This window comes from Providencia sp. PROV175, from assembly GCF_032707045.1.
GTDB lineage: Bacteria > Pseudomonadota > Gammaproteobacteria > Enterobacterales > Enterobacteriaceae > Providencia > Providencia hangzhouensis.
Map to the genome: position 1 here is coordinate 1,743,289 of NZ_CP120533.1, position 15,482 is coordinate 1,758,770.

Annotated in this window: 17 protein-coding genes; 8 read left to right on the forward strand and 9 right to left on the reverse strand. The window is 37.3% G+C overall.

The annotated features are described in order from the left end of the window. Positions 1-3: 3 nt before the first annotated feature. Positions 4-1,128: a CMD domain-containing protein gene (locus P3L44_RS07630; protein ID WP_004264858.1), complete on the reverse strand. Its 1,125-nt coding sequence runs from the start codon at positions 1,126-1,128 to the stop codon at positions 4-6. A 212-nt stretch (positions 1,129-1,340) separates the two neighbouring features. Between P3L44_RS07630 and P3L44_RS07635 the strand changes: the two genes are divergently transcribed. Together P3L44_RS07635 and P3L44_RS07640 are read left to right on the forward strand one after the other, a co-directional pair. Further along, the gene (locus P3L44_RS07635) at positions 1,341-2,183 is read left to right on the forward strand and encodes a MetQ/NlpA family ABC transporter substrate-binding protein (protein ID WP_094963177.1); all 843 of its coding nucleotides are present in this window, start codon (positions 1,341-1,343) and stop codon (positions 2,181-2,183) included. 228 nt (positions 2,184-2,411) lie between these two features. Further along, positions 2,412-3,149 carry a cyclase family protein gene (locus P3L44_RS07640; RefSeq protein ID WP_004264854.1) on the forward strand — a complete coding sequence of 246 codons (738 nt, stop codon included), beginning with the start codon at positions 2,412-2,414 and terminating at the stop codon, positions 3,147-3,149. Positions 3,150-3,201: 52 nt separating this feature from the next. On the opposite strand, the gene P3L44_RS07645 is transcribed toward P3L44_RS07640, so the two are convergent. Continuing rightward, positions 3,202-4,437, reverse strand: coding sequence for an SLC13 family permease (locus P3L44_RS07645; protein WP_272662221.1), 1,236 nt, complete (start codon positions 4,435-4,437; stop codon positions 3,202-3,204). Between the two features lie 546 nt (positions 4,438-4,983). On the opposite strand from P3L44_RS07645, the gene P3L44_RS07650 reads away from it, so the two are divergent. The 6 genes from P3L44_RS07650 (at position 4,984) to P3L44_RS07675 (ending at position 10,259) form a co-directional block, all read left to right on the forward strand. Beyond that, positions 4,984-6,933, forward strand: a complete 1,950-nt coding sequence (locus P3L44_RS07650) for a PTS mannitol transporter subunit IICBA (RefSeq protein ID WP_140172334.1) — start codon at positions 4,984-4,986, stop codon at positions 6,931-6,933. 11 nt (positions 6,934-6,944) lie between these two features. Next, complete coding sequence (locus P3L44_RS07655; RefSeq protein WP_272662220.1) at positions 6,945-8,105, forward strand: mannitol-1-phosphate 5-dehydrogenase; 1,161 nt, start codon at positions 6,945-6,947, stop codon at positions 8,103-8,105. 101 nt (positions 8,106-8,206) lie between these two features. Next, complete coding sequence (locus P3L44_RS07660) at positions 8,207-8,737, forward strand: MltR family transcriptional regulator (protein ID WP_272662219.1); 531 nt, start codon at positions 8,207-8,209, stop codon at positions 8,735-8,737. Positions 8,738-8,834: 97 nt separating this feature from the next. Next, a complete protein-coding gene (locus P3L44_RS07665; RefSeq protein ID WP_004264848.1) occupies positions 8,835-9,257 on the forward strand; it encodes a GNAT family N-acetyltransferase in 423 nt (140 codons plus the stop codon). 95 nt (positions 9,258-9,352) lie between these two features. Beyond that, positions 9,353-9,859: an AAA family ATPase gene (locus P3L44_RS07670; protein ID WP_140172337.1), complete on the forward strand. Its 507-nt coding sequence runs from the start codon at positions 9,353-9,355 to the stop codon at positions 9,857-9,859. 229 nt (positions 9,860-10,088) lie between these two features. Continuing rightward, the gene (locus P3L44_RS07675; RefSeq protein WP_164565101.1) at positions 10,089-10,259 is read left to right on the forward strand and encodes a hypothetical protein; all 171 of its coding nucleotides are present in this window, start codon (positions 10,089-10,091) and stop codon (positions 10,257-10,259) included. 651 nt (positions 10,260-10,910) lie between these two features. On the opposite strand, the gene P3L44_RS07680 is transcribed toward P3L44_RS07675, so the two are convergent. The 7 genes from P3L44_RS07680 to P3L44_RS07710 form a co-directional block, all read right to left on the reverse strand. Further along, complete coding sequence (locus P3L44_RS07680; RefSeq protein ID WP_272662218.1) at positions 10,911-11,126, reverse strand: hypothetical protein; 216 nt, start codon at positions 11,124-11,126, stop codon at positions 10,911-10,913. A 60-nt stretch (positions 11,127-11,186) separates the two neighbouring features. Further along, the gene (locus P3L44_RS07685) at positions 11,187-11,603 is read right to left on the reverse strand and encodes an antirestriction protein (RefSeq protein ID WP_272537716.1); all 417 of its coding nucleotides are present in this window, start codon (positions 11,601-11,603) and stop codon (positions 11,187-11,189) included. Positions 11,604-11,695: 92 nt separating this feature from the next. Then, on the reverse strand, positions 11,696-11,914 hold the full coding sequence (locus tag P3L44_RS07690; protein WP_272662217.1) for a hypothetical protein: 219 nt from the start codon (positions 11,912-11,914) through the stop codon (positions 11,696-11,698). 59 nt (positions 11,915-11,973) lie between these two features. Next, positions 11,974-12,420, reverse strand: coding sequence for a hypothetical protein (locus P3L44_RS07695; protein ID WP_272662216.1), 447 nt, complete (start codon positions 12,418-12,420; stop codon positions 11,974-11,976). Between the two features lie 14 nt (positions 12,421-12,434). Further along, positions 12,435-13,109, reverse strand: coding sequence for a helix-turn-helix transcriptional regulator (locus P3L44_RS07700; protein ID WP_272662215.1), 675 nt, complete (start codon positions 13,107-13,109; stop codon positions 12,435-12,437). A gap of 56 nt (positions 13,110-13,165) precedes the next feature. Next, a complete protein-coding gene (locus tag P3L44_RS07705; RefSeq protein ID WP_272662214.1) occupies positions 13,166-13,894 on the reverse strand; it encodes a DUF3944 domain-containing protein in 729 nt (242 codons plus the stop codon). Between the two features lie 228 nt (positions 13,895-14,122). Next, on the reverse strand, positions 14,123-15,202 hold the full coding sequence (locus tag P3L44_RS07710) for a hypothetical protein (protein WP_272662213.1): 1,080 nt from the start codon (positions 15,200-15,202) through the stop codon (positions 14,123-14,125). Positions 15,203-15,482: the final 280 nt, after the last annotated feature.

Here is a 15,482-nt window from a genome sequence, read left to right on the forward strand (position 1 = left end):
GAATTACTCCTTATCCTCTACTATTTCAAAGGGCTCACCCAGCGATAACATTAAGCGGTTCGCCCATGAAAAGAAGGCCGTTGATTGAACTAAATCAAGTAATTCAAGTTCAGATAAACCCAAGTTTTGTAACTCTTCAATTTGTGATGGTGTGGCTTGGATGGGGGTTGCAGATAAAGAGGCGACTAAATCTGTGATGGCTAGGAGTCTGTCATCAAAACCTTCAGCAAGTACTGAACCCGTCGCAGTTGCTAGTAATTTATCAACATCAGCACGTCGTTCTTTTGCATACTGACTGGCTTTTCTAGCATGTACAGAAGCGCAGTATATGCAGCCATTAACTTTACTCGTTACCGCCGCAGCAAATTCACGTTCCCAGCGGGGTAACCCTTCTGAGGTATAAAACACGCCTCGGTCAACTAAAGTTCGTAATTCTAAAATTTTGCTTTGATGTGCGAGTAGTAAAAAATATTCAGAGTTTAATTGGCCAAATTTTTTCATAACCTGAGCTTCTTCAACAGACAATGTCTTCGCATCCCTTGCTGAAATCCAAGCTTCCCATCCTAAGTTATCTTGTGTAAAAGAGGTTGGAGAAGAGTTCCCTTTTCGGGTTAATAGTTGATGGTTCCATTTACCAGCCACAACTTTGGACGAATTACTTGTAAGGCTGCTATTATCTGTCAGTAAAAGGATCCCTTCGATTAGCCGAGCTTGATAGGTGACATAAGTTATTAATTGGGCAAGTAAAATGATGTCACTCTCTTGCCAACCTTGTTCAGTTAATGCAGCAATTAATTGGTAATGGGTGTCTTTAGGTGATTGCGTTAAAATTTGCAGATATTCTTTTGCTGTGGAAAGTGGTTGGGTAAGAGGTTCATCAGGAATTGAGTCTATTAATTGCAAATAAAATTCAGCGAGACGGGGACTTCCCGTTATTTTCGCGACTTCATGAGCAAAATAATATTTCACATCATTTGTGAGAAGTGTCGATGGCGTAGAAAAAATAGCTTCAAATACGGCTTGAGTATTTTCAGTCGCGACTGAGCGTTCATGGCGAATTTTAGCTAGATTGGAATCTGGTGTTAAATTAGTTAAATAATTAATTACATCATTATAGGAAATAGTCATAAAGCAACTCACTTTTTTTAAACGTTTTTATCTCCTTCATTACATATCAATCACATCACTAATCGAACGATCTATTTGTTATATATTTATAACCAAAAAGAATTACAAGTGACTCTTATATTACTTTTGTATTAAGTTATAACGATATAGTCTAAGTTGTGCTCTTTAATTATGATTATACTGCCCAAAATATCTTTACAGGGTTGTTACATATGTTAAAACAAAAAATAATAGGTTTATCTTTAATTACTACTGCTTTAGTTGTGTTGGCAGGGTGTGGCGATAATAGTGAAAAAGATAATCCTAATAAAAAACAAATTACAATAGGCTTTGGTGTTGGCAATTATATTGACCAAGTGGATAAAGGTATTGTACCGATTTTAGAAAAAAAAGGTTATACCGTTAATTTGCGCCAATTTTCACAGAATAGGCAAATAAATCCTGCTTTTGAAGAAGGTTCTATTGATGCTTCTGTAAATCAAAGCCGTGCCTATATGGAGGCTTATAACAAAAAAAATAATATTAACATGGTGGCATTGACAGACTCACCGAGTGCGCCTCAAAGCCTGCGGTCAAATAAACATAAAACGCTGGATGATGTGAAAGATGGTATGATTGTTGCATTATCTAATGACCCCGTTAATGCAGAGCGTGGCGCTAGGATCCTGGAAAAGTTAGGTTGGATTACAATTAAGCCTGATGTGAGTACATTAAGTTTTAGTGTTAATGATATCTCCCCAAATGAATATAACTTAGATATTCGAGAAACCGATGCGGCTCAAGGGTTGCGATTATTAGATGATGTTGATTTTGTCGTTGTGAATGGTAACTATGTGGCAAGTGCCGGCCAACGTATTGCAGATGGTTTAGTTGTAGAAAACTCACCGCTAGAGCATCGCGTTATTGTGACTGTCATGCAAAAAGACCTAGATGCTCAGTGGGCAAAAGATTTGAAAGAAGCTTTTGAATCTAAAGAGTATGCAGATTATATTCGTTCTCAGCGTATTTATGATGGTTTTATTGAACCTGACAGCTGGAACAAATACCCTAAATAAAATCCTAGTCTATTTTTTTATTATTAATATTATGTTAACCACTAATTTTTATTAATTAGTGGTTTTTTGCTATAAAAGATAAATATCTTACTGATTTAATATGAAAAAGATTCGTGTTGAATTTGTAGACAACAGGATGTTTTTTCGTTATTTAATAGGTTAGGAAAGGCATTATAAAAATAGTCTGTAGATAATTTTATTTAGAAAATAGAACTGACAGGGGAAAATATGAGCAATGAATTAATTGATGCATTTAATGTAATAAAATCTAAAAAATGGGTTGATTTGACACATAGCTTCGATAAAGACTCACCGCATTTTTTTATGTTTGACTCTGCTGAGTTTAAAACATTATTTGGCTATCCAGAAGGTTTCTTTGCACAGCAATTTACATTTCCAGGACAATATGGCACCCATATTGATGCTCCCTGTCATTTCGTTGAAGGGAAACGTTATTTACATGAGCTTGAATTAAAAGAACTTGTTCTGCCATTGATTGTTATTGACCAGTCTGAAAGGGCAAAAGAAGATCCTAATTTTGCATTTTCTCTTGATGATGTCCTTAATTTTGAAGCGAAAAATGGCCGAATTGAATCAGGGAGTTTTGTTGCATTACGTACTGACTGGAGTAAACGTTGGCCATCACAAGAGCTGATGGATAATAAAGATGACGAGGGCAATAACCAAATACCGGGTTGGGGAATGGATGCACTTAAATTTTTATTTGAAGAACGCGGAATAAAAGCGATTGGCCATGAAACATTTGATACTGATGCAGCAAAAGATTTTCGAAAAAATAATGCGTTACTTGGTGAGTATTATGTATTAGAACAAGATACATACCAAGTTGAATTACTTGCTAATTTGGACCAAGTCCCCACGCGTGGTGCTGTAATTTTTAATATTGTTGCTAAACCAAACAATGCTAGTGGTTTTCCTGTTCGTTCTTTTGCAATACTGCCATAGGATTTATAATTATAGCCAATCTGCTTATGTAATAGCAGATTGGCTAAAAAGCCTATAAAGCAAATAAAATCCATGCAGCAGCTAATAACATGCACAATAGTGCTACAACTCCCCCTGATTTAGAAAACTCACCAAAAGAAATTTTCACGCCATATGCCGCTGATTGTTCGACCACAATAATGCCAGCAAGACTACCGAAAACCAGTAAGTTGCTTGAAAAACCAGAACCCAAAACGAGAGCTGCGCCTAACGAATCGGCATTACCTTCAGGTGTTAAGAAGGGAACGAGTAACATGACTGAAGGGTTGTTTCCAACGATAGTACTTAGAACACCAGTAACTAAAAATAGGGCTAATGGATTGTTGAGATCCACACCATAGCTTCGCAAATCAGTTAATAATTGCTGAGGAAGACCTGTGGCGGCAAAAGCGGCATTGACGACAAATAATCCCATGATGAGTAATAAAAGATTGCCATCGACGAGTTTAAGCATATCACTCGAGGCAATGGATCTATTTAATAATAAAAATCCAGCAGCCGTTAACGCTATAAGTTCTTTAGGAATATCTGTCACAATAAAGCTAATGATAACTGCGAAAGTAATAACGCCAGCTTTTGCTGTTTCCCATACATTTAATGTTTCTTGGGTGGTTTTAGGGGGCGTTGCTAATGTATTTTCTTTAGTCAAATACCAACGATTACGATATAACCAAACAAGTACCAACCATGTTAATGGTAAGGAAAGCAGGGCTGGTATTGCAGACGCCTGTAATAAGCCAACAAACGAGATATCGAGTCCTTGCGCTGCGATCATATTCTGTGGGCTACCAATTAATGAGCCCGCCGCTCCGTTATTAGCTGCGAAACAAAAGCCAAGCAAAAAAGGAATTGGGTTTAAACCGCGAGATAAACTAATTGATACTAATAATGGTGTCATGGCGACAACAACAACATCATTCGTGAGCAATGCAGAAAGAAAGCCGCCGACAAGAATTAAAACAGCCAGTAATATTGGTGGTGAAACTTTTAGCATCGCCACCCGGTTTGCGGTCCAGCTATAAAAACCAGAAACAACAAAAGAAGCAGAAACGACCATAAGCCCAAATAACATACCAATAGTTCGGTAATCAATAGCATTCCATGCATGGGGAGGGGTAATACTATCGATAGCCATCATAGCTAAGGCACCAATAACCGCAGCGCCAGTTCTATCAACTTTGAAGCCAGGTAGCTTACCAAAGCCCATCGCAATATAAACCAAAAGAAAAACAATAACGGTTAACGTCATGATGTTCACATTTTAATTAAGAAAATTAGAGGTAATTTATCGGTGAACACCTGACGAAGCAAGGCTAAATAATGTATTGATAATAATGCGTTGCTGTTGATTCTATTTAAGACTATCTCAAAAAGACAGTGGCTATAATGAAATAGAAAATACGTTTGGTAATTTTATTACAAAATTGAGAAATGATCTGTGCAGATGAAAAAATGTTGGCAGTTCACTGGGTAGAAAAAGATAAATAGAAAATAAATTGTGATTATTGTCACTAATTTAAGATAAATTGCGATTTTTATTTTGTGATTTAAATCACGAAAAATAGTTTTTTAGTGCAAAAAAAGAGCAATGTAATTTAGTGACACGATTTTTTTGTGATCTTTGTCAATATAAAGATGGGGTAAGTAGGGGTTGGATGGTGATGATGGTCACAAAAAGGCCCGCGTGGTGCGAATCTGATCAAGCTCATGCTAGAGTGAATGTGTTGAAAAAATCACAGACGTTATTTGGCGATAACGTTACAACTTTATCATTTTCGTACCACGGGGTTCTGTCATGGTAACATCAAATATCAAATTAAAGGTACAGAATTTTGGGCGTTTCCTCAGTAATATGGTTATGCCTAATATCGGTGCCTTTATCGCTTGGGGATTAATAACGGCGTTATTCATCCCAACTGGCTGGTGGCCTAATGAGACATTAGCTCAACTTGTTGGCCCTATGATCACTTATTTATTACCACTATTAATCGGTTATACTGGTGGCCGTTTAGTTGGTGGAGAGCGGGGCGGAATAGTCGGCGCAATAACAACAATGGGGGTAATTGTTGGTGCTGACATGCCAATGTTTATGGGGGCAATGATTGCTGGCCCATTAGGCGGATATGCAATAAAACGTTTTGATTTGTGGATAGAAGGCAAAGTTAAAACAGGTTTTGAAATGTTGGTGAATAATTTTTCCTCCGGCATTATCGGCATGTTATTAGCCATTTTGGCTTATTTAGCTATTGGGCCTCTTGTTGCAGGGCTATCCAAAATATTGGCAGCAGGCGTGAATGTGATGGTGGAGAATAATTTACTTCCACTCACGTCTATTTTTGTTGAGCCCGCCAAGATATTATTTCTAAATAACGCGATTAACCACGGTATTTTCTCACCCTTAGGTATTCAACAAGCGACTGAAACTGGCGCATCTATTTTCTTTCTTATTGAAGCCAACCCTGGACCGGGTTTAGGTGTTTTACTTGCTTACATGTTTTTTGGTAAAGGAAATGCGAAGCAATCTGCACCAGGAGCCGCAATTATTCACTTTTTTGGTGGGATACATGAGATTTATTTCCCCTATGTCTTAATGAACCCTCGGTTAATTCTTGCAGTTATTCTGGGTGGGATGACAGGAGTGTTTGTTATGAACCTTTTTCATGCTGGGTTAGTCTCTCCTGCATCACCGGGTTCAATATTTGCAGTTCTGTTGATGACGCCTAAGTCATCATTGGTCGGTGTGATTTTATCAGTCACCAGTGCGACGTTAGTTTCCTTTATTGTTTCCGCGATTTTATTAAAGAAAACTCGCATAGGTGATGATGATGAGCTCGAAAATGCTACGAAAAAAATGCGTAATATGAAATCGCAATCAAAATCATCGGCAGCAGTAGAAATCAATCAAAATACCTCTGTTAATTTAGCCGAAGTACGCAACATTATTGTAGCTTGTGATGCAGGAATGGGTTCTAGTGCCATGGGAGCAGGAGTATTAGCTAAAAAGGTGCGTGATGCGGGCTTATTAGGAATTTCTGTTTCGAACATGGCAATTAACGACCTGCCGGATAACGTTGATATTGTGATAACGCATAAAGATTTAACACAAAGAGCGAAAACATTTGCACCAAATGCAATGCATATATCGTTGACTAATTTCCTAGATAGCCAAACGTATAATGATCTTGTAACAAACTTAATAGCTAAAAAAAATCCTAAAGCAGCAAATGATGGACGACTGATTAAACAAACGATTATTGCAGCAAATGATGAATCCTATGAAATGGAAGATCATGATGATGCGATATTTACATTGAGTGCAAAGCATATTCATTTAAACCTATCTGCACAGAATAAAATGCAAGCCATTCAATTTGCGGGGCAAAAATTAGTTGAGGGTGGCTATGTTGAGCCTGACTATATTGAGGCGATGTTAGCTCGCGAAAAACTGACTTCAACCTATCTAGGTGAATCTATTGCTGTTCCTCATGGCACCATAGAAGCAAAAGATCGAGTATTAAAAACCGGCATTGTTGTTTGCCAATACCCTGAAGGCGTACAATTTGGTGAAGAACCTGATGAAATTGCCCGCTTAGTTATTGGTATTGCAGCACAAAATAATGAGCACATTGAAGTTATCACACGAATTACTTCCGCTTTAGATGAAGATGGGGTTATTGAGCGTTTATGTGAAACCCAAGATGTTCAGGAAGTACTCGAAATTTTAGCGTCTCAAAGTGCAGCATGAGGAGAATAATAATGAAAGTCATTCATTTTGGTGCAGGAAATATAGGCCGCGGTTTTATTGGTAAATTATTAGCAGATGCAAATTCACAAGTAACTTTTACTGATGTCAATCAGCCATTAATTGACCAATTAGCACATCAACAATCTTATAATGTTCATGTTGTTGGTCAGGAAAATCGTATTGAGAAAGTCCAACACATTCACGCTGTTAATAGTAATGACCCTAAAACGATAGAGTTTATTGCAACAGCAGATATGCTTACAACAGCAGTCGGGCCACAGGTGCTGGAAAAAATTGCCTCAACGATAGCTAAAGGCATTATTCATAGAAAATCGTTGGGAAATAACCAGCCGCTCAATATTATTGCATGTGAAAATATGGTAAGAGGAACTAGCCAACTAAAGCAACATGTATTGGCTCAATTGCCTGAAGAGTTGCATCAATGGGTTGAGCAGCATATTGGCTTTGTAGACTCCGCAGTTGACCGTATTGTTCCTCCAATGGATGCAGCGAATGATGACCCGCTTGACGTTACTGTCGAATCCTTTAGTGAGTGGATTGTTGATCAGACACAATTTGTTGGTGATATTCCTATTATCAATGGAATGGAATTAACGGATAACCTAATGGCATTTGTTGAACGCAAACTATTTACGTTAAATACAGGCCATGCGATGACAGCGTATTTGGGACAATTATATGGATACCAAACAATTAGTGAGTCAATTGGGGATTTGAGGATCCATACTGTTGTTAAATCGGCTATGCAAGAAAGTGGACAAGTTTTAATTCAACGTTATGGCTTTGATTCACAAATACATAATCAATACATAGATAAAATACTAAGTCGCTTTGCAAACCCATATTTAAAAGATGATGTTAGTCGAGTAGGGCGACAGCCTATTAGAAAGTTAAGTTCTAATGATCGCTTAATTAAGCCGTTGTTAGGCACATTTGAATACCAATTACCAAATGAAAATCTGATCATAGGAATTGCTGCCGCATTGCATTTCAGATGTGAAGCTGATCCTCAAGCAAATGAAATGGCAAAGTTAATTGCTGACAAAGGTATATATCAAGCGGTTGTTGAGCTTTGTGGGTTAGAGCAATATCCCGAGGTTGTTGATAGAATCTGTTCCCAATACCAGTTATTGATATTGAGTAACAAGTAATATTACGGATAATAGATTGATTAATTGAGGTTCAGTCACTTTATGGCTATCTACAGTATGATAGTAAGTAGTATAGCTATAAAGTGATAAAAGAAGCTAATATGGAAAATAAACAAAACATTGAAAATCAGATTCTTGAGCGGTTAAATCAACGGCCGGAAGTAAATTTATTTGTTCAAGAGGTCGTTCTTTTAATTTCACAAGCTATTGATAAATTAATGTTAAAAGTTTTTAGAAAGGATGATTATGCGGTAAAATATGCAGTTGAACCACTTTTAACTGGAAATGGGCCATTAGGAGAATTATCGGTTCGTTTGAAACTTCTATTTGCATTAGGGGCGATTTCTCGTGAAACCTATGAAGATATAGAATTATTTCTTGCTTTGAATGAATCGTTATCAGCAGAAAATTTAAATATAAATTTTACGGGTGATGAAATTTTAGGCAGTATTAAAATGCTTCATTGTATGGAACCTTTACCAGAAATGATGAGATTCAATCAACCAGAGGATCTTGTCGATAACCAATTAATTGAATTGCAAAAACACCGTTTTCAACAAATGATAAAATCATCGTTAGTATTATCTGTAACTGCTTTAATTACCCAAATTATAGAAACCGATGTATTTTAAAATTGTAAACTCAATTCTCTGATATTTTATTGTTTACTTATCAAAGTAAATATGTATGAAATAATGCTTTATTATCCGACTATCAATAGAATATAGAATGAATATTATTGTTGCACATGAAATCACCACTGAAGATAAAGAAGAACTACTTGCAGGGTTACGTAGTTTTAATATCCAATATTTGAATGCAGAACGTTTTAGTGAGTTAGGCGTTTATTTTAAAAATGACTCTGGTGTTATGCTTGGTGGATTACTGGCTTCTGTAAAGGCAAATTGGCTTTGTATCGATTTTTTATGGGTAAGTGAGGACGCCAGAAAAATGGGGTTAGGCAGTAAATTGATGTATACCGCTGAACGAGAAGCAATAAAATTAGGGTGTATTCATAGTTTAGTAGATACATTCAGTTTTCAAGCCTTACCCTTTTATGAAAAATTAGGATATGTAAAACAAATGTCCTTGCCTGATTTCCCAGAGACAGGCATGGAAAGGCATTATCTCACTAAAACTGAATTATCATAATCATATTTACTGCATTTAATCTGCTGTAAGTTGACATTGTTGTTATCATTTAAATTTATTTTGTGCGGCTAGCATTTGATACACGAAGAGAAGATATGAAAGTTTGTATTATAGGAACATCTGGAGCAGGGAAGACGACGTTATCTGCCAAGTTATCTGATGAATTTAACACGCCCGTGTATGGTTATGATGAGATTTATTGGGATAAAACTCAGCAGGAATATATCAAAAATCCTCAACCTATTATTAACGCCTTAGTTTCAGCGATAACGTCTAAAACGGAATGGATAGTTGAAGGTGCTTACGATAGGCGTTTAATACCATTTTTTAACGATTGTACGCTGATTATTCGCTTAATTATACCTTATCGTATTTGTGTCTTTAGAATTGTAAAACGATACCTTTCATCGAAATTTACAACAATGGGGCCTAAAGAAACTCTTTTTAATATGATTGAGCTGCTACGCTTTACAAAGCAATTTGATAAGAGACTTGATGATTTCTTTGCTAAAAATCCTTTATTTGCATCTAAAGTTATCATCATAGATAACTCCGAACAATGTATTGATACGATAAAAAAACATTTAGAGAAAATAAAATAAATAGAGTTGGTTTACTACCAAGCACCTACCTTTATAACTAATCTTTGCGATAATTTTATTTAAGATGATTAAGTTTGGGTTACTACCAACAGAGGCTTATGCGAACACAGCGTTTGCGTCTATGGTACTTCTTATTTTCTTAATGTTTAGATATTGTTTAATTGCTGATCTGAACTTACAAACTTATATAGGTCTAAAACTTAATATAAGTGTAAATATGAGGTATGACATGAGGCTGTTTATAATAGTTTTTGCAGTAATGCTTTCCGCTTGTGCATCTTCTGGGCATGAGTTAAGTAAAGAAAATCCTAAAGATGCCCCTTACGTTGATAGCACATTAAACAGTATTAAAGCTGGTCAGAATATTCAAATAGAGCGGAAAATGCGACGAGGATATTAATCTAGCAATAGAATAATTAATAATAAATTAGGAAGTTTGCCTATGAAGTGCCTTCTACTAATCGTTGGGTAACTAATTACAGGGAGGCATTTCATCGTTATAAATTTTTCTTTTTGGCGATTTAGTATTTTAAAAGCCAAGACATAGGGCCGTTGTTGACATATGAAGATACAAACCTTAAGTATCGGTTAATTCGTATGCTTTTTTGTATCTTGCTGTTTCGATTTGGTTTGTATTTCGCTTTATAGGGGGGATTGAGTATGAGTAGTAGACATGATTGGCTTGATGAGATTTTTATTTAGGTGGGAATAGCTGGATTTAGCTTGCTGTGGTGTCCCCTGCAGGAATCGATATTTCACTATATATTATTGATATTTAACGATTGGTGCTAATTTGATTTCTGTTTGTACCCTTTTTTATACCCTCATTCTTGATTGATACTTTAATTGCAATGAATCTAAGTTTGCTTAATTAAAATTGAGATGTATGCAACTTTCGTAGTTGCATTGGCGATTTGTATTCGAACTCTATCATGGGATTCGAATATGTTAAAGAATCTCTTAATGAATAACAGTTTTGCCAATTTAGCAAGAATGTTATCCATTAAGTTTTGTATGTAGTATCAGAACAGCATTATTAAATCATTATTACTTATATTCCTATTATTTTATTTTTAAAAGCCAGCTGAGTTAAGAACCAATGCTCTGCTTCATTTAAATAGATTAATCCCTTTCTCTCAAGGGATCTTAAGCTAGCTTTGTTACAGAGTTGACCATAACCTAACTGAATATTTCTCATTGTTTGTTTTTGCCGTTCTGATAATTTCATGATATTCGACACACCAAAGAGGGAGGCTAAACGAGTCATAATAAATTTCCTTAAATATAAATAAGATAGGTAAAATTTAAAGAATGAATCAAGTGAGATTTAATCGATAAGATGGAAAATGGCTGAACTTTCAGGATGTTGAATGGCGTAGTCACGAAGCTGGTAGAAACGCTCGACCAATACTTCACTTTCCGTTTGAAATGACCATAAGCTGTACATTATCAAACATACAGCAATGCCCGCTGCTTCACAGCTAACGTCCGCCTCATTGCCATTGTGCATATTGAACAGTGTTAATTTTTCGGAGCCCAAATCAGGATAAATAAATGCGCCACCATTGGGTAAGGTGCAGTATTCCCAATACCCGCCGTGGTAATTCTCACAAAACTGCCCCATGATGGTAAAGATAACAACTTCAAAGGTGGGGAAGCCTTTAACGGCGCCAAAGTGGGTTTGCCAAAAATGCGTGCGCTGGTGGTTGGAAACGGGTGTTGCGATGATGGGGTCAAGTGTCATAAGAAAGCCCTTGTGTGGATAGGATGAAATAAAAAAGGCAGACCTGTTGGCCTGCCTTTATGGTTTATTACCGAAAAATAAATCGTTAATGCTTAGTTATTGCTAAATAACCCATTAAGTAGTCGTTCAATCGCTCCCCCTAATAACGTGGTGCACGCTAGCGTTGCCCCAAGTCGAGCCGCTTGAATTTCAGTGTCAGAATACTCACCTTTAAGCGTAAGTTGTTCGTTGACCGTCTTCTGGGCGTAGTAGGTGATAGACACCAGTGTCACAACACTCACAGAGGTGGCGATAAGTTTAAAAATCGACATGATGAATTCCTAGGAAGTAAGCCTGTGTGAGAACAGTCTCAAGTAAGGGTGAGCGTAACTTATTGAGGACCAGACCAGTTATCACTATCCAAAACTAAAAAAGAGTCACAGCCTGATTGACCTACAATGCAAACTCGCTTGGCTATTGATTTAGGTGGCCATTTTTTATCGGCTGAATAAGATAAACCATTATTATCGACGCAGGCGACTTTTAACCAATTAGCCTCTGCACCACGATTATAGTAAACACTGCTAATACAAGTCATCGCGGTAGGGGCAGGAAAACCTTTTGCTTGCCGAATTGGGGTATAACCTGTCAATTCACCATGTGGTACACCTAGGATAGGTCGTTCATTACTCTCATTTTTCTCTTTTAATTTTTGACCATACTCTGGTGTTAAATAGTAGGTATAGCGTGTCGGCTGAATTTCTCCGGGTAAGCGAAGTGCTAATGCTTGTGTACAAACCGTTAGCGAAATTAAGGCCGTAAACAGTACATTTTTCATAAAGATGAACTCCATTATTTTATTAAGGATTGGATATATTGGTAATGTGGCAAAGCTTGAATAAACGCATCTTCACATAGCCGCTGGTTTAGGTCTTCACGATAACGAAAACCTCGTGCAGTCATGACCACATCTTGCAGGGCCATCACATCAAAGACGTGGATGTGCTGCGCGATATCGGCGGCGAGATACCAATGACCGTGGTAATAAATCAATTTATACGGGGCAACGTTCGTGATGTTTTTTCCTTGGTGGGCAAATTGCAGTAAACGCCGTTTTACAATGGCTTGTGTGAGAATATAAAAGCCCCCGAATAGCGAAGGACGTTGCTCAGGTGGCGTGTGGTAAACAATAAACGGTGAATCAATTGTTGGGTCGAGCAGAACCGCCAGCAGCTTCCTGTCTAAAGCCGGAAACAGTGAGGTGATATGTGTAATAGCCGCAAAGCGTAGTATGTCCTTATCGGTACGAAAAGGGCGCTGTGATGCCGCCAATCGATAGCCACCTTGGTGATACTCCAAATCCAAATACTGAAGGCGCTCATTAAAATCACGCCGCAGGGTACGAGTCGAGACATTGAGCTCTTCTGACAGCGCCGATAAATAAACGGTTTCTCCTCGAAATAATTGACTGATAATAAACGCCAACCGAGACGCAAGCCGGTCATGGCGAGACACAGATGTCGACATGATATTGTCCTTGTTAAAATAGCTCCGGCAAGCGGATAGAATGGGAGTGATAAACCTTATTGTGATAAGGCCTTTTGTCGTAAGTACGCCACAATGATGCAGGCAGGAACGGTAACCCGATAAGCAGGGCCCGCTAGGTTAGCGACAAGCCATGCCGAGCTCACTGCAAGACCAATCGGACCCGCAATCAAGGAAAGTGCTCGGTGTGCGGCAAAGAGTGTACCAATGGTGGCAATTCCGCCGAGCGCATTAATCACGCCAATGGCTGAGAGTGTGGCCACTTCCAGTGCGGCAATGCCAGAGGTACGGATAGCCGCTTGAACCGCAATCAAAATCAGTTGAGGTGTGGGGTTGGTGAGGTTAAGTTGCATATCACGAGAGAAGGCTTGTAGCTCTTCTGTGGTCAGCTCATTTAAGCTTTTTTCTAATACTTTCAATAACAAATTTAATTCCAAGGTTTCGGTATTACCCTCCTTTGGATAATTGACATCAAGGTGGTCACAGACATCTTGTAAAATTTCACGGTACAACACGCCTTTATTGCCTCGAACGAGACTCATCAAGCTGTTAGCCCCAAAGGCTTGCAGCTCTGCCGCAATCGACATCCAATATTGTTGGTGCTCAGGGTGGTAGAGTTGATATTCAGGTGAGCTGGTTAAGGTTTCAGTCCAACGCTTTTGCCCATCCTTACTGTCGTGAGTCAGTACAGACACAAGCAAACCCAGTTCTTCATTACTGCATTTACGTAAAAACGCTAAATCGGTATCTAATCGGTAAGTTGCCATCGGTGTTATTCCTCAGTTTGAAAAAGAGAACACTACGATAACAACCTCACCGGACAGGTTATGTCCGGCTATTTGACTTTTTTTCGGGGGAAAATGGAGGGGAAATGACAGGATATGTCCTTGAAAAACATTAAGTGATTGATATTTAAATTATTTCAATATCACAATAATACTGTATATCTGATTATTTTTTGATTGTGAACGATACAAAAGAAAGAGTACGTAACTTTATTTTTTCTTATGGCGTTTTGCTTTCATTGAATTTATACAGGCAACCCCGATACTGCGAGCTTTAGGCTGCTGATATGTTTGTTTCGCTAATCTAAACAAATACCCTTTAAATTGGATGGCATTCATTTCATTTGTAAAATGATGGAATATCGTGTCGTCATTCCAGTCAGGATATAATATATGCAACATTGAAGTTTTATCTCGCTGCACACTTCTGACATATTTTTCCGTTTTTTGTTCATCAGAAGGCTCATTATTAATAGGTGTTAGATTATTTCTACTTCTCCGTTTATTGGCATCTTTAGTCCAAAAGAGCAAGCTTTCATACCCACCTTTATACGAATCTTTTGTTTGTGTTAAAAAAAGGATTTTCCCTTCTAATTGGTTTTTAAATAGAATAGAATTCCAAACCGATTTTATCTCATCAGTCATTCTATTATTGAACTTTCCATTTGAAATATATAAGTGAATACGAATGTATTTTTCATCAGAGGCGCTCACTTTTAGTGAAGTCCAAAAGTAACCTAATATATGTTCATTTAGCATAACTCGCGAACGAATATGGTTAAAAAAATCCGTCACACATTGCATTAAAGCGTTATCTTGCTTATCCTTATTATCCTTATTATCCTTATTATCCTTATTATCCTTATTATCCTTATTATCCTTATTATCCTTATTATCCTTATTATCCTTATTATCCTTATTATCTACTTTAATTGAAAAAATAAGATGCCCCGCCTTTTTATTCCTTTTCATCATCGTTTGATGGTATTCATAAAGCCTATTAAAGATATTGTTTTTTTGATTCAAAGACCTTTTCAGTAAGGTTATAAATTTAGCACCACCTAGGATTTTAATCTCACCATCGATGACACCTTCGAAGTTTGCATCAATAAAATCAATTAGATTTATTGATGTATTTGAGCCGGTGGGAAATCCACCATAGAGGACATATTCATCCGCCAACGCAACGATTTGTTCGTTGATTTTCTTGGTCCTTTCAATATTAATTCCATCATCTTTTTTGTCTAACAGTAAAAAATCAAAGTCGTTATGCATCGATTTGAGTGACATTCTTATCTCCCTAGTCTGCTCAATTACATACTGCCTCATCATACAAGTTAATCTGCCATTATAATACAAGTTAGTATTACATATAGATACAAGTTAATTTACCTCTACTGCCGCATGGTTTTCAGCGGATAAGTTTGTATCATTAAAGCCAGGATAGTTTGAATCAATAAACTAGGCGTTTCGCATGCAAGTAGCGTCGTTTTTATATTATTAGATGTGAGATATGTTAGTAAAGCAGTAGCGATTATAGCTCTAGACTAAATCTAATACTTATCGCCCC

Coding starts and splice junctions, on each gene's coding strand:
- P3L44_RS07630 (WP_004264858.1), bottom strand. CDS start 1,128: ATGACTATTTCCTATAATGATGTAATTAATTATTTAACTAATTTAACA.
- P3L44_RS07635 (WP_094963177.1), top strand. CDS start 1,341: ATGTTAAAACAAAAAATAATAGGTTTATCTTTAATTACTACTGCTTTA.
- P3L44_RS07640 (WP_004264854.1), top strand. CDS start 2,412: ATGAGCAATGAATTAATTGATGCATTTAATGTAATAAAATCTAAAAAA.
- P3L44_RS07645 (WP_272662221.1), bottom strand. CDS start 4,437: ATGACGTTAACCGTTATTGTTTTTCTTTTGGTTTATATTGCGATGGGC.
- P3L44_RS07650 (WP_140172334.1), top strand. CDS start 4,984: ATGGTAACATCAAATATCAAATTAAAGGTACAGAATTTTGGGCGTTTC.
- P3L44_RS07655 (WP_272662220.1), top strand. CDS start 6,945: ATGAAAGTCATTCATTTTGGTGCAGGAAATATAGGCCGCGGTTTTATT.
- P3L44_RS07660 (WP_272662219.1), top strand. CDS start 8,207: ATGGAAAATAAACAAAACATTGAAAATCAGATTCTTGAGCGGTTAAAT.
- P3L44_RS07665 (WP_004264848.1), top strand. CDS start 8,835: ATGAATATTATTGTTGCACATGAAATCACCACTGAAGATAAAGAAGAA.
- P3L44_RS07670 (WP_140172337.1), top strand. CDS start 9,353: ATGAAAGTTTGTATTATAGGAACATCTGGAGCAGGGAAGACGACGTTA.
- P3L44_RS07675 (WP_164565101.1), top strand. CDS start 10,089: ATGAGGCTGTTTATAATAGTTTTTGCAGTAATGCTTTCCGCTTGTGCA.
- P3L44_RS07680 (WP_272662218.1), bottom strand. CDS start 11,126: ATGACTCGTTTAGCCTCCCTCTTTGGTGTGTCGAATATCATGAAATTA.
- P3L44_RS07685 (WP_272537716.1), bottom strand. CDS start 11,603: ATGACACTTGACCCCATCATCGCAACACCCGTTTCCAACCACCAGCGC.
- P3L44_RS07690 (WP_272662217.1), bottom strand. CDS start 11,914: ATGTCGATTTTTAAACTTATCGCCACCTCTGTGAGTGTTGTGACACTG.
- P3L44_RS07695 (WP_272662216.1), bottom strand. CDS start 12,420: ATGAAAAATGTACTGTTTACGGCCTTAATTTCGCTAACGGTTTGTACA.
- P3L44_RS07700 (WP_272662215.1), bottom strand. CDS start 13,109: ATGTCGACATCTGTGTCTCGCCATGACCGGCTTGCGTCTCGGTTGGCG.
- P3L44_RS07705 (WP_272662214.1), bottom strand. CDS start 13,894: ATGGCAACTTACCGATTAGATACCGATTTAGCGTTTTTACGTAAATGC.
- P3L44_RS07710 (WP_272662213.1), bottom strand. CDS start 15,202: ATGTCACTCAAATCGATGCATAACGACTTTGATTTTTTACTGTTAGAC.